Origin of the sequence: Vogesella alkaliphila, assembly GCF_014652475.1 — a bacterium.
GTDB classification, from domain to species: domain Bacteria; phylum Pseudomonadota; class Gammaproteobacteria; order Burkholderiales; family Chromobacteriaceae; genus Vogesella; species Vogesella alkaliphila.
On record NZ_BMYW01000002.1, the window covers coordinates 207412 to 226942 of the forward strand.

At 64.2% G+C, this 19531-nt stretch carries 16 protein-coding genes; 11 read left to right on the plus strand and 5 right to left on the minus strand.

From position 1 onward, the window contains the following. Positions 1–202: 202 nt before the first annotated feature. The 4 genes from IE100_RS04210 (at position 203) to IE100_RS04225 (ending at position 4136) form a co-directional block, all read left to right on the plus strand. A complete protein-coding gene (locus tag IE100_RS04210; protein WP_189372881.1) occupies positions 203–1624 on the plus strand; it encodes an alanine/glycine:cation symporter family protein in 1422 nt (473 codons plus the stop codon). A 301-nt stretch (positions 1625–1925) separates the two neighbouring features. Further along, the gene (locus tag IE100_RS04215; RefSeq protein ID WP_120810653.1) at positions 1926–2132 is read left to right on the plus strand and encodes a helix-turn-helix domain-containing protein; all 207 of its coding nucleotides are present in this window, start codon (positions 1926–1928) and stop codon (positions 2130–2132) included. Between the two features lie 180 nt (positions 2133–2312). After that, positions 2313–3392, plus strand: a complete 1080-nt coding sequence (locus IE100_RS04220) for a hypothetical protein (RefSeq protein ID WP_189372882.1) — start codon at positions 2313–2315, stop codon at positions 3390–3392. A 78-nt stretch (positions 3393–3470) separates the two neighbouring features. Continuing rightward, on the plus strand, positions 3471–4136 hold the full coding sequence (locus IE100_RS04225) for a hypothetical protein (protein WP_189372883.1): 666 nt from the start codon (positions 3471–3473) through the stop codon (positions 4134–4136). A 176-nt stretch (positions 4137–4312) separates the two neighbouring features. On the opposite strand, the gene hemN is transcribed toward IE100_RS04225, so the two are convergent. After that, positions 4313–5722 (minus strand): oxygen-independent coproporphyrinogen III oxidase, encoded by a 1410-nt coding sequence (gene hemN / locus IE100_RS04230; protein WP_189372884.1) that lies wholly within the window; start codon positions 5720–5722, stop codon positions 4313–4315. A 111-nt stretch (positions 5723–5833) separates the two neighbouring features. On the opposite strand from hemN, the gene fnr reads away from it, so the two are divergent. After that, complete coding sequence (gene fnr, locus IE100_RS04235) at positions 5834–6580, plus strand: fumarate/nitrate reduction transcriptional regulator Fnr (protein ID WP_189372885.1); 747 nt, start codon at positions 5834–5836, stop codon at positions 6578–6580. 71 nt (positions 6581–6651) lie between these two features. Here the strand turns inward: fnr and IE100_RS04240 are convergent, their stop codons facing one another. The 3 genes from IE100_RS04240 to IE100_RS04250 are packed head-to-tail and all read right to left on the minus strand — an operon-like array spanning position 6652 to position 12346. Continuing rightward, positions 6652–8037 carry an efflux transporter outer membrane subunit gene (locus IE100_RS04240; RefSeq protein ID WP_189372886.1) on the minus strand — a complete coding sequence of 462 codons (1386 nt, stop codon included), beginning with the start codon at positions 8035–8037 and terminating at the stop codon, positions 6652–6654. Continuing rightward, positions 8027–11155, minus strand: coding sequence for an efflux RND transporter permease subunit (locus tag IE100_RS04245; RefSeq protein WP_189372887.1), 3129 nt, complete (start codon positions 11153–11155; stop codon positions 8027–8029). Before IE100_RS04245 ends, IE100_RS04240 begins: the two co-directional genes overlap by 11 nt. A gap of 15 nt (positions 11156–11170) precedes the next feature. Next, positions 11171–12346 (minus strand): efflux RND transporter periplasmic adaptor subunit, encoded by a 1176-nt coding sequence (locus IE100_RS04250; RefSeq protein WP_229800218.1) that lies wholly within the window; start codon positions 12344–12346, stop codon positions 11171–11173. Positions 12347–12609: 263 nt separating this feature from the next. Between IE100_RS04250 and IE100_RS04255 the strand changes: the two genes are divergently transcribed. From IE100_RS04255 to IE100_RS04280, 6 genes are all read left to right on the plus strand, one after another. After that, positions 12610–13260 carry a TetR family transcriptional regulator gene (locus IE100_RS04255; RefSeq protein WP_189372888.1) on the plus strand — a complete coding sequence of 217 codons (651 nt, stop codon included), beginning with the start codon at positions 12610–12612 and terminating at the stop codon, positions 13258–13260. Between the two features lie 39 nt (positions 13261–13299). Then, complete coding sequence (locus tag IE100_RS04260) at positions 13300–14202, plus strand: ABC transporter ATP-binding protein (protein ID WP_189372889.1); 903 nt, start codon at positions 13300–13302, stop codon at positions 14200–14202. After that, positions 14202–14957, plus strand: a complete 756-nt coding sequence (locus IE100_RS04265; protein ID WP_189372890.1) for an ABC transporter permease — start codon at positions 14202–14204, stop codon at positions 14955–14957. The genes IE100_RS04260 and IE100_RS04265 overlap by 1 nt, the downstream gene beginning before the upstream one ends. A 51-nt stretch (positions 14958–15008) precedes the next feature. Continuing rightward, entirely contained in the window at positions 15009–15254 is a 246-nt protein-coding gene (locus IE100_RS04270) for a BolA family protein (protein ID WP_189372891.1), read from the plus strand. 9 nt (positions 15255–15263) lie between these two features. Beyond that, positions 15264–16523, plus strand: a complete 1260-nt coding sequence (murA, locus tag IE100_RS04275) for a UDP-N-acetylglucosamine 1-carboxyvinyltransferase (protein ID WP_189372892.1) — start codon at positions 15264–15266, stop codon at positions 16521–16523. A 211-nt stretch (positions 16524–16734) separates the two neighbouring features. After that, complete coding sequence (locus tag IE100_RS04280) at positions 16735–18717, plus strand: methyl-accepting chemotaxis protein (protein WP_189372893.1); 1983 nt, start codon at positions 16735–16737, stop codon at positions 18715–18717. A gap of 247 nt (positions 18718–18964) precedes the next feature. Here the strand turns inward: IE100_RS04280 and IE100_RS04285 are convergent, their stop codons facing one another. Continuing rightward, complete coding sequence (locus IE100_RS04285) at positions 18965–19522, minus strand: adenine phosphoribosyltransferase (protein WP_189372894.1); 558 nt, start codon at positions 19520–19522, stop codon at positions 18965–18967. Positions 19523–19531: the final 9 nt, after the last annotated feature.

The window sequence follows — 19531 nt, forward strand, 5'->3', positions numbered from 1 at the left end:
AAGAATCACCACAAACGAACACACCCCCGTTGCAATTTACGCTATCATGCCGCCCCTTCAGCACCAATCGGCGCTGTAAAACCGGCACAACAAGACCGCCTGAGCGGCGATTGTCCAAACAACACCCAGAGCCCGTTGATGTCGCCGGCACCGCCACAAGCGCGGCCGGCCGCGTTGCGCTCGACATGTACTAGGAGCACGTATGGAATTACTTCATGGCTGGATCAATGCCGGCAACGACCTGATCTGGGGTCAGTTGCTGATCTATCTGTTACTGGGCATCGGCCTGTTCTTCACCCTGCGCATGGGCTTCATGCAGATCCGCCTGCTGCCGCGCGGCGTGAAGGAGATGCTGGGCGGCCGCAACCACGTCGCCGGCAGTAACGACATCTCCTCGTTCCAGGCCTTCGCCACCGGCCTCGCCAGCCGCGTCGGCACCGGCAACGTCGCCGGTGTCGCCACCGCCATCGCGCTGGGCGGCCCCGGCGCCGTGTTCTGGATGTGGATGACCGCACTGCTGGGCATGGCCAGCGCCTTCGCCGAATCCTCGCTGGCGCAGCTGTTCAAGGTCAGCCACCACGACAACACCTTCCGCGGCGGTCCGGCCTACTACATCCAGAAGGGCCTGAACATGCGCTGGCTGGGCATGGCGTTCTCGATCTCGCTGATCGTCGCCTTCGGCCTGGTGTTCAACGCGGTGCAGGCCAACTCCATCGTCGCCGCCACCGAAGGCGCGCTGGGCTGGAACAAGAACCTGGTCGCCATCGGCCTGGTGCTGCTGACCGCGCCGATCATCTTCGGCGGCCTGCGCAAGGTCGGCCAGGTGGCGGAATGGATGGTGCCGCTGATGGCCGCGCTGTATCTGGGCATGACCGTGTACGTGATCATCACCCACGCCAGTGAAGTACCGGGCGTGCTGGTGCTGATCGTGAAGAGCGCCTTCGGTCTGGAACAGGCCGCCGGCGGCTTTGCCGGCTACGCGCTGAGCCAGGCGATGATGCTGGGTATCAAGCGCGGCCTGTTCTCCAACGAGGCCGGCATGGGCTCGGCGCCGAACGCCGCCGCCGCCGCCACCACCCGTCACCCGGCATCGCAGGGCCTGATCCAGATGTTCGGCGTGTTCATCGACACCATGATCGTGTGCACCTGCACCGCGCTGATCGTGCTGCTGTCCGGCGCCTTCGTGCCCGGCGCCGAGCTGAAGGGCGTGCAACTGACCCAGGCGGCGATGAGCGCCACGCTGGGCAGCTGGGGCGGCACCCTGCTGGCGGTGATCATGTTCCTGTTCTGCTTCAGCACCATCATCGGCAACTACGCTTACGCCGAGGGCAACGTCGAGTTCATCAAGAACAACAAGGTGGTGATCTTCCTGTTCCGTCTGACCGTGCTGGGCATGGTGGTCTTCGGCTGCCTGGGCAGCTCGATGCTGGTCTGGGACATGGCCGACCTGGCGATGGGCGTGATGGCGCTGATCAACCTGTTCGCCATCGTGATGCTGTCCAAGTACGTGTTCGTGCTGCTGAAGGACTACCAGCAACAGCTGAAGGCCGGCGTGAAACAGCCGGTGTTCGACGTGAAGAAGTACCCGGAAATCGAAGCCAAGATCCATAAGGACGTGTGGTAAGCCTTGCGGCCAACCCTGTCCTGAACAAGCCCGCCACTGGCGGGCTTTTTTGCGCCCGGCGGCGGCGCACGATGACGACGCCAGCACGACCAGATCTGCCATTGCCCCGCCACCCACCCCGGACGCGGGTCCTCGCCGGCAGCCACGCGCAGTAGCCGACGTCGCATGAGACAGGGAAGGCAGGTGGCGACCCGTAGGTAGTTTTGCTGATAGAGGCCAGAAAATGACTATTGTATGATTTCTGCTGCCATGTTGAGGGCCAAGGAAAATGTCTGAACAAACCGTAGCCGATGGACGAGTCATGCTTGATCCTGCCAAGCTCAAGAAGTTAAGACGCGACAAGTGTTTTAGCCAGGATGATCTGGCTGAGCACGCCCGAATCAATCGCTGCCCTGTTTCAACCGCCTCGATCAAAAGGGCCGAACTGGGCACGCCGGTACGTTACCGAACGGCAAAAAACCTGGCACAGGCACTGGGGGTCGAGGTCAATCTATTATTCTCCGAATGATCTATTCGGCAAACACCAGACTATCATTCTCTAAATTTTTACAGTATTTTCACGCATCATTCTGATGCCCAATTGATACCAACTTGACCGGCAACAGAGCCATTTTCTTTTTATGCAATGGTTATAGTGACTTGGCTGACTTGTCAGCGACATTACATCTAACTGATTGGAGAATTGGAAATGGCTGAAAAGTACAATATCTACCTGGTCAACAAATCGGGCAGCACCCGTAATTTCTGGCTGTTCCTGCAGCCGCCCGAGCAAATGAAAGCCGATCCCGGCGTTTTCGCGAACTCCAGCGCATGCCTGAGCATTATCAACAATGCCCAGGGTTACAACCTTTTCACGGTACCGGTGCAATATTCGGTTGCCGCAGGCGCCAGCAACGAGGCCGTTGGCCTCGACGTGGCCATTACCTCCAACGTCCCCATGCTTGCCACCCTGGGCAAGCAGTACGAGGCGGACTATGTTACTTGCCCGCCGCGCCAAGGGCCCCAGCTCAAGGAAGTCGGTGCCGGCTCCAGCGGCCTCATCGACATCGTCACCAACAATTTCAATAAACCCGGCAACGAAGATCATGGCTGGTTTGCCAACCAGAGTTTCGGCATCCAGACCGCTGCCGGCTATATCGGCATGACCTGGTCCCCGGACCCTGGTGTTACCCGCCACATCCAGCCCAAATTCTCGTTCTACGTGAGCACCGGCGACTTCGACTACAACACCCTGGCGCAATGGACCGACGTGTCGACCAAGGCGGCCGAGATCAGCCTGGACAAATTCAGCCAGTTCAACTGCACCGTGACGCTGACCGAAACCGGCGACTGGACCGTCACCCCCGGCAAACCCGTCGTCAACGTGGCCGACGACGTGGTGCACGCCCTGGTCAGCAGCCACCAGTCGCTCTGCAAGGCACACGAAAACCTGCTTGCCCTCACGCAATCCGCCCCACTGCAGCAACCGCAGCTGGAAGGCGACCCGACCTTCCTCGATACCGTGTCCAGCGTGGTGTGGCAGGACAATGCCGTCGATGGCATGGTGCAATCCGACATGGCCTATACCTTCCTCAAGGGGCGCTTGTCGGTGGGCAGCGCACTGATGGCCGGCTTCACCTTCTTCCTGCTTAGCGGTGTGCGCTTCAACATCAAGGGCTCGACGCAGCAGGGATCCTTCCAGTGCGAATTCGATTACTCCGGTGATCGTTCTGCCAAGGCCGTACAGGACTTGTTCAAGCCCGGCGCGCCACTGGAATTCCACAAGTAATCTGCCCATTACTTGAGTCGGGGCACAAGCGTTTACCGATTAAACGTTTGTGCCCTGTCATTGAAAGCAATATCCGGCATGAAATCCGCAGACGATACGGTCGCATTTCCTTCCATAAAAAGAGCGGAGGCATTACTGGCATCGACGCCGGATACAAGCATCACGATTAATTCCGTCAGTGATCTTGATATAAAACTCGGTTTAACGTTTTATACCAAGGCCTATCCAGAGGCCAATTATATTCTGGCAGGAATTCAGTCAGTACACAGCAAGGTAATTATCGAGCTCAGCAATCAATTACCTCTATCCTGGGTTGCCTCCGTACTGGTCACCGGGGAAATCAGTCCAAATCAGCTTGCCTATCCATTCAGTTCCAATTCTGACCAATTCTCGATGCGGCTTAATAATGAAATCACCCTGGAACATGACGAGAATGGTTGGCGAATACCGCCCTATGACAGTAGAAAATACAGCGTCCGTGTTGGCCTGGGTATGGGAATGGAAGAAATATACTGGGGCTGCAGCGTCACTGTGGCGCCCAATAGCAACGTGCTGCTGGAGGCAGACGCATACGAACTGTTTCGCCTCGACATGATCGTGCCGGTAGGTTACCCGGTAACGCCTATGCCTCCCGATGCCTGGCAGATACCGCTTGGCAGCAAGGCACTACTCTCGTTCTCGGCATCGGGCATTGGAACGTTGACCTTCGTGACCGCCAACCAGACAGCACAAAGCCCCCCTTGATTAACGCCCCGCCAACGCCTCGGGGGACAAACCCAGCGCGCCGCCTCGCCCCCACCCGCCCCGGTGAGCGTCAAAGCGGAACAGCGTCGGTGCAGCCGTTTATCTGAAAAGAAAGGTTGGCCGCATCGCTGCGGCCAACCTGGTGTATTGCCATCACGCAGCCCGAGCGGCGCGCGTCAGATGGTTTTCGAATAGCGCGCGTGCGTTTCGCGTTCGCGCAGGTGGCGGTCGAACGCCATCGCGATATTGCGGATCAGGAAGCGGCCCTTCGGCTCCACCATCAGGAAATCGCCGTCGAAGTGCAGCAGGCCCATCTGCTGGAATTCGCGGATCTTCGGCAGCTCGTCGGCGAAGTAGTCGGCGAAATTGATGGCGAAGGTCTGCTCGATCGCCTCCACCGACAGCGAGAAGCGGCACATCAGCGCCTGGATCACGCTGCGGCGCAGGATGTCGTCCTGGGTCAGCGTCATGCCGCGCATCACCGGCAGGTGGCCGGCGTCCAGCGCCGCGTAGTAGGCGTCGATGTCCTTTTCGTTCTGCGAGTAGCAGGGGCCGACCTTGCCGATCGACGACACGCCGAAGCCGATCATGTCGCAATCGGCGTGGGTGGAGTAGCCCTGGAAGTTGCGCTGCAGGCGACCCTGCTCCAGCGCGCGCGTCAGCTCGTCACCGGGCTTGGCGAAGTGGTCCATGCCGATGAACACGTAGCCGGCGTCGCTCAGCTGCTGCACCGAGTTCTGCAGGATGTCGAGCTTGGTGGCACCGGACGGCAGGTCGGCCTCGTTGATGCGGCGCTGCGGCTTGAACACGGTCGGCAGGTGCGCGTAGTTGTACAGCGCGATGCGGTCCGGCGACATCGCGATCACCTTGTTGACGGTGCTTTCCAGCGAGTGCGCGGTCTGCAGCGGCAGGCCGTAGATCAGGTCCACGCTCACCGACTTGAAGCCGGCCTCGCGCGCGGCGTCGATCACCAGCCGGGTTTCTTCCTCGCTCTGGATGCGGTTCACCGCCTGCTGCACCGCCGGATCGAAGTCCTGGATGCCGACGCTCATGCGGTTGAAGCCGAGACGGCCCAGGTGCAGCACGGTGTCGCGGCCAACCTTGCGCGGGTCGATCTCGATGGAGAACTCGCCTTCCGGCAGCAGCTCGAAGTGGCGGTTGATGACGCCCATCACCCGGTCCAGCTGCGCATCGGACAGGAAGGTCGGCGTGCCGCCGCCGAAATGCAGCTGGATCACCTTCTCGCGACAGCCGAGCTTTGCCGCCACCAGCGCGATCTCCTTTTCCAGGTAGTCGAGGTAGGCGTCGGCGCGGCTCTTGTCCTTGGTGATGATCTTGTTGCAGCCGCAGTAGTAGCAGATGGTGTTGCAGAACGGGATGTGCACGTACAGCGAGATGCCGCGATGGTTTGCCCCAATGGCACGCTGCGCCAGGCAATGCTCATAATCACTCACCCCGAAACCCGCGTGAAAGCGGTCGGCGGTCGGATAGGAGGTATAACGCGGACCGGACCCTTCCAGTGTTTCGATCAGGGTCCGGTCGAAAACACATTGGGTCGGGATAAATGCAGAATGAGCAGCCATCATATATTTTGATTGGAAATCTGGTGGGGGACTGGTAAATTTGCGCAATTACGCCTTGATCTGCATTGACGCTCATCAAGCAAGCTCATCTGTCCCTGGAAATCGACTCTCGGTATGAACGATCTGTCCTCTCCCCTGCATTCGCTGAAAGTCACTTGCTCCAACTGCAGCCTGCGTGAACTGTGCCTGCCGGTAGGGCTGAACCGCGACGAGATGGCGCAGCTGGATGCCGTCATCCGTCAGAGCCGCCGCTTCAAGCGCGGCGAGTACCTGTTCCGCAGCGGTGAGGGTTTCCGTTCTTTATACGCAGTGCGCACCGGTTATTTCAAGACCTGCGTTTCCAGCCAGGACGGCCGGGAACAGGTGACCGGTTTCCACATGTCCGGCGAGCTGATGGGGCTGGACGGCATTTCCTCCAACACCCACGGTTGCGACGCCATCGCGCTGGAGGACAGCGAGGTGTGCGAGCTGCCGTTCAGCCGCATGGAAAGCCTGGGGCGCGACATCCCCAGCCTGCAGCACCACTTCTTCCGCCTGATGAGCCGCGAGATCGTGCGCGACCAGTCGGTGATGCTGCTGCTGGGCAATATGAAGGCGGAAGAACGCCTCGCCGCCTTCCTGCTCAACCTGTCGCAGCGCCTGGCCAGCCGCGGCTTTGCCGCCAACGACTTCATCCTGCGCATGAGCCGCGAGGAGATCGGCAGCTTCCTCGGCCTGAAACTGGAAACCGTCAGCCGCACGCTATCGAAATTCCAGCAGCAGGGCTGGATCCGGGTCGATCACAAGCACATCCAGCTGGTCCGCCCGGAAGAGCTGAAGGCCCTGGTGGCCGGCTGCTCGCAAGCCAACAGCGCCGGCTAAGCCCGCCGCGTCACGATGCAAAAAGCCCGGATCGGTGGATCCGGGCTTTTTTGTTGGCTAACGCTGCGGGCTTAGCCGGCCTGCCAGCCGCCACCCAGTGCCGCGTACAGCGACACCACCGCCGACAGTCGCGCAAGGCGGGCGCTGGACAGCGCCTGCTCCACCTGGAACACGCCGCGCTCGGCGTCGAGCACGTCCAGATAGCTGGAGTAGCCGTTGTCGTAGCGCAGCCGCGCCAGGCGCAGCGCCTCGCGCAGGGATGCCAACTGCTGCAGCTGCGCCTGTTCGGTGGCGCGCGTGGTGCTGACCGCCGACATCGCGTCCAGGGTGTCGGCGAACGCCTGCTGCACCGTCTTCTCGTACACCGCCAGCGCCTGTTTCTGGCGCGCGTTGGCGGCATCGACACCGGCGGCGATGCGCCCGGCATTGAAGATCGGCGCGGTCAGGTTGGCCGCGAAGTTCCAGGTCTGCGCCGGGCCGCTGAACAGGTCGACCAGCGCGGTGCTGGCGCTGCCGATGCCGGCCGACAGGCTGATGCTCGGGAAGTAGGCGGCGCGGGCGACGCCGATGCGGGCGTTGGCCGCGATCAGGCTGGCTTCCGCCGCCGCCACGTCGGCACGGCGCAGCAGCAGGTCGGACGGCAGCCCGGACGGGATCTGCTCCGGCTCGGCCAGCACCGACAAGGCCTTGCCGCGGCCAAGGTTGGCCGCAATGTCGCGCGGCGAGCGGCCCAGCAGCACCGCCAGCGCGTGTTCGGTCTGCGTCACCGCCTGCGCCAGCTGCGGCACGGTGGCGCGCGCGCTGGCGGCCTCGGCCTCAGCCTGGCGCATTTCCAGCTCCGAGGTCATGCCGCCGTTGAAGCGTTTGCGGCGCAGCTGCAGCGATTCCTCGCGGCTTTGCAGCGTGGCACGGGCGCTGGCGAGCTGGGCGTCGTAGCTGGCGAGCTGGAAGTAGCTCTTGGCCACCTGGCTGCCCAGCGACAGCCGCAGCGCAGCCAGCGAGCGCTCGCTGGCGCTGACGTCGGCCAGCGCCGCCTCGCGTTCGCGGCGCAGCTTGCCCCACAGGTCCAGCTCCCAGCTGGCGGTCAGCCCGGCCTGGCGGCTGTCGAGCAGCGCCCCGCCACCACTGCTGTAGCTCGAGGTCTGGCTGCGGCCGCTGCCGACGCTGGCGCTGACCTGCGGCAGCAGGCCGGCACGCGCCACACCGGCGGCGGCGGCGGCTTCTTCCACCCGCGCCGCGGCCTGCACCAGATCGCGGTTGTAGCGCAGCGATTCGTCTATCATCGCGTCCAGCACCGGATCCTCGAAACTGCGCCACCAGTCGCTGGCGACCGGCGCCACGTTGGCCGCAGCCTGCGGCATGTCCAGCTGCGGACGCTGGTAGTCGGGGCCGACCGCCGCGCACGCGGACAGCGCGGCGGCGACCAGTACTGGCAACAGCGCTTGCTTAAGCATCATGCTGCTCTCCTTGTGGCGCCGGCTTGCGCTGGCTCCACTGCATAATCAGTTTGAAAAACAGGGGGATGAACAGCGCCGCGATGAAGGTTGCGGCCAACATGCCCCCGATCACGCCGGTACCGATCGAGTGACGGCTGGCGGAGCCGGCACCGCTGGAAATCGCCAGCGGCACGCAACCGAGGATGAAGGCCAGCGAGGTCATCACGATCGGGCGGAAACGCAGCTTGGCCGCCTCCACCGCCGCCTCGGCCAGCGAGCGCCCTTCTTCCATCTTCAGCACCGCGAACTCGACGATCAGGATCGCGTTCTTCGCCGCGAGGCCGATCAGCGTCACCAGCGCCACCTGGAAGTAGATGTCGTTCTCCAGCCCGCGCAGCCAGTTGGCCACCAGCGCGCCGAACACCGCGAACGGCACCGCGGTCAGCACCGAGATCGGCAGCGTCCAGCGCTCGTACTGTGCCGCCAGGATCAGGAACACCATCACCAGCGCGATCACGAACACCGTCGACGAGGCACCGCCGGTGGATTTCTCCTGGAAGGCCGAGCCGGTCCACGCCAGGGTGTAGCCGTCCGGCAAGGTTTCCTTCGCCAGCTGTTCCATCACCGCCAGCGCCTCGCCGGAGCTGTAGCCCGGCGCCGGGCCGCCGACCAGCTTGGCCGACGGGAAGGCGTTGTAGCGCTCGACGATTTCCGGGCCGGTGGTCTGCTCCACCGTCACCAGGCTGGACAGCGGGATCATCTGCCCGTTCTGCGCGCGCACGAACACGGTGCGCAGGTTGTCCACGCTCTTGCGGAACTCGGCCTCCGACTGCAGCTGCACGGTGAAGATGCGGCCGAACTTGTTGAAGTCGTTCACGTACAGCGCGCCGAAGGTGCTCTGCATGGTGTCGAACACGTCGTCGATCGGCACGCCCAGCGCCTTGGCCTTTTCACGGTCCAGCTGCACGTTGACCTGCGGCACGTTGGCCGAGAAGGTGCTCTGCACGCCGGCCAGTTCCGGCCGTTTCGCCGCCGCCATCATCAGCGCCTGCGCCTGCGCCGCCAGCTCGCCGGCCGAGGCACCGGCGCGGTTCTGCACGTAGGCCTCGAAGCCACCGGTGGAGGACATGCCGGAGATCGGTGGCGGGTTGAAGGCCAGCACCAGCCCTTCCTTGATGCCGGCGCCCTTCATGAACACGTCGCCGACCACCGCCTGCGCCGACATGCCCGGCGCCTTGCGCTCGTCCCACGGCTTCAGGGTGATGAAGGTGACACCAGTGTTGGTGCGGTTGGAGCCGGACAGGATGTCGAAGCCGGCAAAGCTCATCACGTCCTTCACCGCCGGGTTCTTGGCGATTTCCACGTCCAGCTTGTCCATCGCGTCCACGGTGCGGTTGATCGCCGCGCCGTCCGGCAGGATGGTGGCGGAGATCACGTAGCCCTGGTCTTCTTCCGGCGCCAGCGACGACGGAATCAGCTTGAACAGCCACGCCGACGCGCCGATCAGCAGGCCGAACAGCACCAGCGCCAGCACGGAACGCTTGATCAGGAAGGCCACGCCGCTGCTGTAGCGGTGGGTGATGCGGTCAAACAGGCGGTTGAAGCCATCGAAGAAGGCGTTGCTGTGCTGATGCTCGGACTTCAGCATCGCCGCGCACAGCGCAGGGGTCAGCGTCAGCGCCACGATACCGGAGATGGTCACCGACATCGCGATGGTGATGGCGAACTGCTTGTACATCTGGCCGGCGATGCCGCCCATGAACGCCACCGGGATGAACACCGAGCACAACACCAGCACGATGGCGACCACCGGGCCGCTGACTTCCTTCATCGCCTGGATGGTGGCTTCGCGCGGCGGCTTGCCCTCCTTCATCATGATGCGTTCGACGTTCTCCAGCACCACGATGGCGTCGTCGACCACGATACCGATCGCCAGCACCATGCCGAACAGCGTCAGCGTGTTGATGGAGTAGCCGAACAGGTACATGCCGGCAAAGGTGCCGACGATGGACACCGGCACCGCGAGGCCCGGAATCAGCGTCGCGCGCCAGTTCTGCAGGAACAGGTACACCACGGCGAACACCAGCACCATCGCTTCCATCAGCGTGGTGATCACCTCCTGGATCGACACCTCGACGAAGCGGGTGGTGTCATACGGGATCGAGTAGGACAGCCCGGCCGGGAATTTCGCAGCCAGTTCGTCCATCTTCGCCTGCACCGCCTTGGCGGTGTCCAGCTGGTTGGCGCCCGGCGCCAGGTTGATACCGATAGGGATGCTCGGACGGCCGTTGTGCTTGCCGTAGAAGTCGTAGCCCAGCGCGCCCAGCTCCACCCGTGCCACGTCCTTCAGCCGCACCTTGGCCCCGTCGGCGGCAGCGCGCACGATGATGTTCTCGAACTCGCTGGCCTCGGTCAGGCGGCCCTTGGTGGTGATGGTGTAGGTGAAGTCCGGCTTGCCGGCGTTCGGCTCGGCGCTGATCTTGCCGGCGGCGAACTGCGCGTTCTGCTCGCGGATGGCCTGTGCCACGTCGCTGGGCGTCAGCTTCAGCTGCGCCAGGCGGTCCGGCCGCAGCCACACCCGCATCGCGTAGTCCTTGCCGGCGAAGTTGGTGACCTGGCCGACGCCGGGAATGCGCTTGATCTCGTCGACCACGTTGAGCAGCGCGTAGTTGCTCATGAACAGCGTGTCAAAGCGTTTGTCCGGCGAGTACAGCGAGATCACCTGCAGGAAGGTGGCGGCCTGCTTGCGCACGTTCACGCTCTGGCGGCGCACCTCTTCCGGCAGCGAGGACAGCACCGACTGCACGCGGTTGTTGACGTTGATCGACGCCTGGTCCGGATTGGTGCCGATCTTGAACGTCACGTTGATGGTCAGCCGTCCGTTGCTGGCGCTGCTGGACTGCATGTACAGCATGTCGTCGACGCCGTTGATCGCCTGTTCCAGCGGCGAGGCCACGGTATCGGCGATCACCTCGGCGGAGGCGCCGGGGTAGGCGGTGGTCACCGCCACCGACGGCGGCACGATCTGCGGGTACTGTTCGATCGGCAGCGCGCGCATGCCGAAGAAACCGGCCAGCACGATCACGATCGACAGCACGCTGGCGAAGATCGGCCGGCGGATGAAGAAAGATGAAAACATGTGTTATTCCTCGCCTTAGCCCTGGGTCGTCGCCGGGGCGGCAACGTTGGCCGCAGCCGTCTGCGGCACCACCTTGGCACCCGGACGCAGCTTGATCAGGTTGTCGGTAATCACCAGGTCGCCGGCCTTCAGCCCGCTCTCGACGATGAAGCCGTTACTGGCGCTGTCGCCGATCTGCAGCGGACGGGCCTCGACGGTGTTGTCCTTGCCGACCACCCACACCATCTTGCCCTGCTGCGAGGTCAGCACCGCCTTCTGCGGCACCACCAGCGCATTCAGGCGCACCGCGCCCTTCAACTCGACACGCACGAACTGGCCGGCACGCACGGTGCCCTCCGGGTTGTCGAAGCTGGCGCGCGCCGCCGAGGTGCCGGTGGTCGGGTCGATGACGCGGTCGGCAAAGTTGATGCGGCCTTCACGGCCGTAGGTGCTGCCATCCGGCAGTTTCAGCGACACGATGTAGCGGCCACCTTCCGGCTGGCGCAGCTTGCCGCTGGCCGCCAGCTGCTGGTTCTTCAGCACGTCGTTGTCGGACAGCGAGAACTTGACGTAGATCGGGTCCAGCTGCGAGATCTTGGTCAGCAGCCCGGCATCGCCCGGCTGCACCAGGCTGCCCTCGGAGCGTGCCTCGGCGCTGGTGACACCGGAGATCGGCGCGGTGACGCGGGTGTAACCGAGGTTGATCTGCGCCGACTTCATCGCGGCGCGGGCGGCGGCGACCGAGGCCTTGGCCGTGGCCAGCGCGGCCACCGCGTCGTCGCGGTCCTTCTGGCTGACGGCGTTTTCCTTGAACAGCGGCAGCACGCGGTCGTGGTCCTGCTGCGCGCGGATCAGCTTGGCCTCTTCCAGCTTCAGCGTCGCCTCCGCCTGCTCCAGTGCCGCCTGGTACGGTGCGGCGTCGAGCTGGAACAGCACGTCGCCGGCGCGCACGCTGGCACCCTCGGTGTAGGCGCGCTTCTGCAGGATGCCGGAGACGCGGGCGCGCACTTCCACCTCGCGCGAGCCGACCGCCTGACCGACGTACTCGGTGACCACCGGCACATCGGCGGCGGCCATCTTCACCACGCTGACCGGCAGCGGCGGCATCGCCCCGTGGCCGGCTGCCTGCTCGCCCTGCTGCCCGCAAGCGGTCAGCATCACTGCCAGCGGCAACAGCGCCAGCGTCCATTTATGATTATTGAAAGAACTCACCAGAGATCTCCTTGATGTGTGCGTCGTACGTAGGCAACAGCCGTCTGCGCGCTGCTTGCCGGTCAGAAAATGCCAACCGGCTATATAGCATGCAATCGTGCTGGACAGCCGCTTGCCAGGACGCGTTTCCGAATTCCGGTACAGACAATGCGACAAATTTGCGCCATAATACATACATTCGTGTATGTATGTAAACAAATCAGGCAGCGCACCGGCGGCTTTAACGCTATCCTTACGCCGCGCTGAATAACCCTTTCGAGAACATGGCACGCAAAACCCGAGAAGAAGCCGAGCAAACCCGCCACCTGCTGCTGGATACCGCCGAACAGGTATTCTGGGAAAAGGGTGTCGCCGGGACCTCGCTGGCCGACATCGCCGCCGCCGCCGGGCTGACCCGCGGCGCGATCTACTGGCACTTTTCCAACAAGCTCGACCTGTTCAACGCGCTGTGCGACCGCATCATTCCGGAGCTGGAGATCCTCGACGCGCGCCTGCTCGACCGCAACGTCAACCCGGCGACCCGGCTGTGGCAGCACGGCCACGCCATGTTCGCGCTGCTGCACGACAATCCGCGCATCCGCCGCATCTGCGGCATCCACCACCTCGGCTGCGAGCAGGTCGGCGAAATGGCGCCGCTGCTGCTGGAGCAAATCAGCTGGACCCAGGAAAAACAGGCCAAGCTGCAGCAGGTGCTGCACTGCGCGCAGGAGCAGCACCTGCTGCGCGACGACGTCGATCCCAAGCTGGCCGCCATCGGCCTGCACAGCCTGTACGGAGGCCTGATCCACAGCTGGCTGCTGGCACAGGACGACCGCACCATTCACCATAATCTATCCGCGCTGTTAAGCCCTTATTTTGAAGGCATTTTCAAGGAGCGCTACTGGCTGCAACCCCTGCCATGCGCTGCTGAATAGCGTTATACTCCGCGTCTTTACGCCTTCCGCCCTTCTGTCATGACTCACGCCATCAGCATCGATGCTGTCAGCAAGCGCTTCGCGTCGCTGCAGGCCCTGGACCGCATCAGCTTCACGGTGGAGCACGGCGAGTTCTTCGCCCTGCTCGGCCCCAACGGTGCCGGCAAGACCACGCTGATTTCCGCCATGGCCGGGCTGTCGCGCGCCGACAACGGCCAGATCCGCATCATGGGCCACGACACCGTGACCGAGGCACGTGACGCACGCATGAAACTGGGCGTGGTGCCGCAGGAACTGGTATTCGACCCGTTCTTCACCGTGCGCGAGACGCTGACCTTCCAGTCCGGCTATTTCGGCATCCGCCACAACGACGCCTGGGTCGACGAGCTGCTGCACAAGCTGGGACTGACCGACAAGGCCAACGTCAACATGCGCGCGCTGTCCGGCGGCATGAAACGGCGGGTGATGGTGGCGCAGGCGCTGGTGCACCGCCCGCCGGTGATCGTGCTGGATGAACCCACCGCCGGCGTCGACGTCGAACTGCGGCAGAGCCTGTGGGCGTTCGTGAAGGAGCTCAACGCCGCCGGCCACACCATCGTGCTGACCACCCACTATCTGGAAGAAGCCGAAGCGCTGTGCAGCCGCATCGCGATGATGAAAAAAGGCCGGCTGATCGCGCTGGAGAACAAGGACACCCTGCTGTCGCGCAGCGCGGCGCGCGAAGTGTCGCTGCAGCTGTCGGGCGAGCTGCCTGCCAGCCTGCAGCCGCTGAGCCTGCGCCAGCAGGACGGCCGCCACATCCTGGCGCTGCCGGACATTGCCAAACTGGAGCAGGTATTGAGCGAACTGAGGTTGGCCGCAGTGGAAGTACGCGAGCTGTCGGTGCACGAAACCGATCTGGAGCAGGTCTTCGTCAAGCTGATGCACGGAGGACAAGCCTGATGTACGGCTTTATCACCCTGTTCAAGAAGGAAATCCTGCGCTTCTGGAAGGTCGGTTTCCAGACGGTGATGGCGCCGGTGCTGACCGCGCTGCTGTACCAGATGATCTTCTCGCACGTGCTGTCGCAGCATGTCGAGGCCTATCCCGGCGTCAGCTACACCGCCTTCCTGATCCCCGGCCTCGCGATGATGTCGATGGCGCAGAATGCGTTCGCCAACAGCTCGTCCAGCCTGATCCAGTCCAAGATCACCGGCAACATCGTGTTCCTGCTGCTGCCGCCGATCAGCGCGCCGGCCTTCTTCGGCGCCTACCTGCTGGCATCCATCGTGCGCGGGCTGGTGGTCGGTGCCGGCGTGCTGCTGGTCACCGCCTGGTTCGGGCTGCCGCTGCCGGCGCAGCCGCTGTGGCTGCTGGCCTTTGCCGTGCTCGGCTGCGGCGTGCTCGGCGCGCTGGGCATCATGGCCGGCATCTGGGCCGACAAGTTCGATCAGCTGGCCGCGTTCCAGAACTTCCTGATCATGCCGCTGACCTTCCTGTCCGGCGTGTTCTACTCTATCAACAGCCTGCCGCCGCTCTGGCGCGGCGTCTCCCACCTCAACCCGGTGTTCTACATGATCGACGGCTTCCGCTACGGTTTCTTCGGCCAGGCCGACGTGTCGCCGTGGCTGTCGCTGGCGGTGGTCGGCGGCTGCTTCGTCGCGCTGTCGGCGTGGGTGATGCGGCTGATCGCCAGCGGCTACAAGCTTCGCCATTGAGCGGTGGCACCCTGCGTGCCGCGCCATGACAACATAAAGACAGGAACCAAAATGGTAAGTGCAGACTATATCAAGGAAGTCATTCTCGCCGGGCTCGCCTGCGACTACATCGACGTGCAGGGCGACGACGGCACCCACTTCAACGCCGTGATCGTCAGCGCGGAATTCTCCGGCCGCAATCGCGTCCAACGCCACCAGTTGGTGTACCAGGCCCTCGGCGACCGCATGCGCGCCGAGATCCACGCATTGGGAATGAAGACACTCAGCCCGGAAGAATGGGCGCAGCAACAAGGCTAAATCACGAAAATGGAAAAACTGGTCATTCAAGGCGGCAACGGCCCGCTCAACGGTGAAATCCGTGTTTCCGGCGCCAAGAACGCCGCCCTGCCCATCCTGTGCGCCGGCCTGCTGACCGCCGACACGCTGAAACTCACCAACGTGCCGATGCTGCGCGACGTGTCCACCACGCAGAAGCTGCTGCAGGGCATGGGCGTGCGCGTGATGACCGACAACGTGCACGAGTTCGAGATCACCGCGGCCAACCTTGACACCCTGGTGGCACCGTACGACCTGGTGAAAACCATGCGCGCGTCCATCCTGGTGCTGGGCCCGACGCTGGCCCGCTTCGGCGAGGCCACCGTGTCCCTGCCCGGCGGCTGCGCCATCGGCTCGCGTCCGGTGGAGCAGCACATCAAGGGCATGGTCGCCATGGGCGCCGAGATCTCCATCGAGCACGGCTACGTCAAGGCGCGCGCCAAGAAGCTGCGCGGCGCCCACATCGTGATGGACATGGTCACCGTCGGCGGCACCGAAAACCTGATGATGGCGGCAGTGCTGGCCGAAGGCACCACCATCCTGGAAAACGCCGCGCGCGAGCCGGAAGTGGTCGACCTCGCCCACTGCCTGGTGGCGATGGGCGCCAAGATCCAGGGCATCGGCAGCGACAAGCTGATCATCGAGGGCGTCGAGCGCCTGCACGGCGCCGAACACGCGATCATGCCGGACCGCATCGAGGCCGGCACCTTCCTCGTCGCCGGCGCCATGACCCAGGGCCACGTGGTGCTGCGCAATGCCGCCCCGCGCAGCATGGACGTGATCCTCGACAAGCTGACCGAAACCGGCGCCGTGATCGAGTGCGGCGACGACTGGATCTCGCTGGACATGAAGCGCCGTCCGAAAGCGGTCAACGTGCGCACCCTGCCGCATCCGGCCTTCCCGACCGACATGCAGGCGCAGATGATGACGCTGAACACCATCGCCGACGGCGCGGCGGTGATGACCGAGACCATCTTCGAGAACCGCTTCATGCACGTGCCGGAGCTGAACCGCATGGGCGCCAACATCGAAGTGGAAGGCAACACCGCCATCGTCAAGGGCGTGGAAAAGCTGTCTGGCGCCACCGTGATGGCCACCGACCTGCGCGCCTCCGCCAGCCTGGTGATCGCCGGCCTCGCCGCCGAGGGCGAGACCATCGTCGACCGCATCTACCACCTGGATCGCGGCTACGAGCACATCGAGGCCAAGCTCAATGCCGTCGGTGCCAACATCACCCGCGTCGCGAGCTAAATCTTAAACAGCGATACCACCGCCGTGACTGCATCCGCAACCACGGCGGTTTTTTATGGCCAGCATTGTTTAACAAAACTGTTGCACAAACGTCATTTGTCGCACGTTAATTTAAAATATTAAACACTCGTCGCTTTATCTTCCGCCTCGCCGCCGCCTATCATCAGCCGACCCGCACCACCACAACCCCGCTGCCGCGGCAAGGAAGACCATGTTCGACACCATCAAGGCCAAGCTGCTGCTGGGCACCGGCCTGCTCGTCCTGGGCGGCTTCAGCCTGATCATCGGCGTCAACGCCCGCCTCTCCGCACAACAGGCGGAACAGCACGTGCTGGCCGCCACCCGCCTGCTGGCCGCCAACGAGGCCGCTAGGCTCAACCAGCGCCTGGAAGCCGCCTACACCACCGCCAAGGACCTCGCCGCCTACGCGCAGGTGCTCAAACACGGCGCGCCGGCCAACGCCCGCGCGCTGGCCGGCGCCCACACCCGCCTGCTGATGCAGACCAACCCGCAGGCCATCGGCGTGTTCCTCAGCTGGGAGCCGAACGCGCTGGACGGGCGCGACAGCGAGCTGGCCGGGCAGCCGGAAAACGGCGCCAGCGGCCGCGCCGGCAGCTACTGGTTCCGCAAGGGCGGCAAGGAGGACGTGGTGTGGGGCTCGGAGGACACCGACGGCAGCGAGTACTACGACGGTCCGAAGCACAGCCTGCAGCCGGTGCTGACCGAGCCTTACGAGGACCACGACATCAAGGTGCTGATGGCGACGCTGTCCTACCCCATCCTCGAGAACGGCCGCTTTGTCGGCGTCGCCGGCCTCGACTTCAGCCTGGAGCAGCTGCAGGCGGTCGCCGCCGCGATCAGGCCCTACGGCAGCGGCTTCATGACCATCTACTCCGGCAAGGGCATGGTGCTCGGCGCCGGCGACAAGGCGCTGGTCGGCAAGGCGGACGCGGGGCTGCCGGCGGTGGCGCGGCGCGCGATCCGCAGCGGCGCCAGCCTGCAGTACGTCGACGACGCACAGGTGCTGCACTACATCGAGCCGATGCGCGTCGGCAACATCCGCAACGCGTGGGCGGTGCGCGTCTCGATCCCGCTGGACAGTGCGCTGGCCGACAGCCGCGCCGCCACCCGCGACACCATCCTGTTCAGCCTCGGCGCGCTGCTGCTGATCCTGCTGGTGCTTGCCGCGCTGCTGCGGCGGCTGACCACCCCGCTGACCCGGCTGCAGCAGGCGCTGAGCGCGCTGGCCACCGGCGACGGCGACCTCACCCGCGAGCTGGCGATCCGCGGCCGCGACGAGATCGGCGCCTCCGCCAGCGCCTTCAACCGCTTCAGCCAGTCGCTGCGCCAGATGCTGCTGGAGGTACGCGAACGGGTCGGCGCCGTGCACCACGCCACCCGCGCGCTGGCCGGCGAAACCGGCGACATCAGCGCCCGCTCGCAGCAGCAATCGGTGGCCGCCACCGCCACCGCCGCCGCCATCGAGCAGCTGTCGGTCAGCATCAGCCACATCGCCGACTCCGCCCGCGTCGCCGAAGACAGCGTGCGCGAGGCCGGCCAGGAGGCGGAACAGGTCGCCGACAGCGTGCACGCCACCGCCAGCGGGATCGCGCGCATCGCCGACACCATCCGCCAGCTCAGCGGCGTGCTGGCCGGACTGGAGCAGCGCTCCGGCCAGATCAGCCACGTGGTGCAGGTGATCCGCGACATCGCCGAGCAGACCAACCTGCTGGCGCTGAACGCGGCGATCGAGGCCGCCCGCGCCGGCGAACAGGGCCGCGGCTTTGCCGTGGTTGCCGACGAGGTGCGCAAGCTGGCCGAGCGCAGCGCCGGCGCCACCGTGGAAATCGCCGCCAGCATCCGCCAGGTGCAGGACGAAACCCGCAATGCCAACGACAGCATGAACGCCGCCATCCGCCAGGTGGAAACCGGGGTGCAGCAGGCGGAACGTGCCGCCGCCGCCATCTCCGGCATCCACCACCACAACCAGCAGGTGATGCGTACCGTGGCCGGCATCGCCAGCGCCACCGCCCAGCAGTCCAGCGCCAGCCACGACATCGCGCGCAACGTGGCGCAGATCCACGACATGATCGACGGCACCGATCAGTCGGTGCTGCACGCCACCCGCGCCACCGGGCAGCTGCGCCAGCTGGCGGACGAGCTGCAGCAGCGCATCGAGCGCTTCAAGCTGTAAGAACCTGTTCAAAGTCTCGCGAGCTAGAGCGAGACAAGGCAAAAACGCCTGAGGAAGCGGAGTTTACATGGGGTAAATGAGCATTCCGAAGGCATTTTTAACGCGGTATCGCCGAAGCGCAGCAGACATTGAACAGGTTCTAAAGGCACAAGGTTGGCCGCAAGCTCTTGCGGCCAACCTTGGGCATGAAAAAACCGGCAGGCCCCGTGAGGGCACTGCCGGTTGTCGGTTCAGGCGGCAACAACGCTTAGTGGCCGTCGAACGAGCACACCGTAAACAGCGGGATGTTCAGCTCGCGCATCAGATCGCCGCCGCCCAGTTCCGGCAGCTCGATGATGCCGGCGGTCTCGACCACTTCCGCGCCGAGACGCTGCAGTAGCTTGTAGCCGGCCATCATGGTGCCGCCGGTGGCGATCAGGTCGTCGATCAGCACCACGCGGTCGCCCGGTTTCACTGCGTCGGTATGCATCTCCACAGTGGCGTTGCCGTACTCCAGCTCGTACTCCTCGGCCACGGTGGTGAACGGCAGCTTGCCCTTCTTGCGGATCGGCACGAAGCCGACATTCAGCTCGTAGGCCAGCACCGAGCCGATGATGAAGCCGCGCGCGTCCAGCCCCGCCACCATGTCGATACGCTCGCCCATGTAGCGGTGCACGAAGATGTCGATCAGCATGCGGAAGGTTTTCGGATTCTGCAGCAGCGGCGTGATGTCGCGGAACATCACCCCCTCGCTCGGCCAGTTCGGTACGGTGCGGATCCAGCCCTTCAGGTAGCTGGCGTAGTCCAGATTGCTCAGGTTTTCCATCAATTCAGT

Coding starts and splice junctions, on each gene's coding strand:
- murA (WP_189372892.1), top strand. CDS start 15,264: ATGGAAAAACTGGTCATTCAAGGCGGCAACGGCCCGCTCAACGGTGAA.
- hemN (WP_189372884.1), bottom strand. CDS start 5,722: ATGATGGCTGCTCATTCTGCATTTATCCCGACCCAATGTGTTTTCGAC.
- IE100_RS04265 (WP_189372890.1), top strand. CDS start 14,202: ATGTACGGCTTTATCACCCTGTTCAAGAAGGAAATCCTGCGCTTCTGG.
- IE100_RS04210 (WP_189372881.1), top strand. CDS start 203: ATGGAATTACTTCATGGCTGGATCAATGCCGGCAACGACCTGATCTGG.
- IE100_RS04240 (WP_189372886.1), bottom strand. CDS start 8,037: ATGATGCTTAAGCAAGCGCTGTTGCCAGTACTGGTCGCCGCCGCGCTG.
- IE100_RS04215 (WP_120810653.1), top strand. CDS start 1,926: ATGCTTGATCCTGCCAAGCTCAAGAAGTTAAGACGCGACAAGTGTTTT.
- IE100_RS04220 (WP_189372882.1), top strand. CDS start 2,313: ATGGCTGAAAAGTACAATATCTACCTGGTCAACAAATCGGGCAGCACC.
- IE100_RS04255 (WP_189372888.1), top strand. CDS start 12,610: ATGGCACGCAAAACCCGAGAAGAAGCCGAGCAAACCCGCCACCTGCTG.
- IE100_RS04285 (WP_189372894.1), bottom strand. CDS start 19,522: ATGGAAAACCTGAGCAATCTGGACTACGCCAGCTACCTGAAGGGCTGG.
- IE100_RS04280 (WP_189372893.1), top strand. CDS start 16,735: ATGTTCGACACCATCAAGGCCAAGCTGCTGCTGGGCACCGGCCTGCTC.
- IE100_RS04225 (WP_189372883.1), top strand. CDS start 3,471: ATGAAATCCGCAGACGATACGGTCGCATTTCCTTCCATAAAAAGAGCG.
- fnr (WP_189372885.1), top strand. CDS start 5,834: ATGAACGATCTGTCCTCTCCCCTGCATTCGCTGAAAGTCACTTGCTCC.
- IE100_RS04245 (WP_189372887.1), bottom strand. CDS start 11,155: ATGTTTTCATCTTTCTTCATCCGCCGGCCGATCTTCGCCAGCGTGCTG.
- IE100_RS04260 (WP_189372889.1), top strand. CDS start 13,300: ATGACTCACGCCATCAGCATCGATGCTGTCAGCAAGCGCTTCGCGTCG.
- IE100_RS04270 (WP_189372891.1), top strand. CDS start 15,009: ATGGTAAGTGCAGACTATATCAAGGAAGTCATTCTCGCCGGGCTCGCC.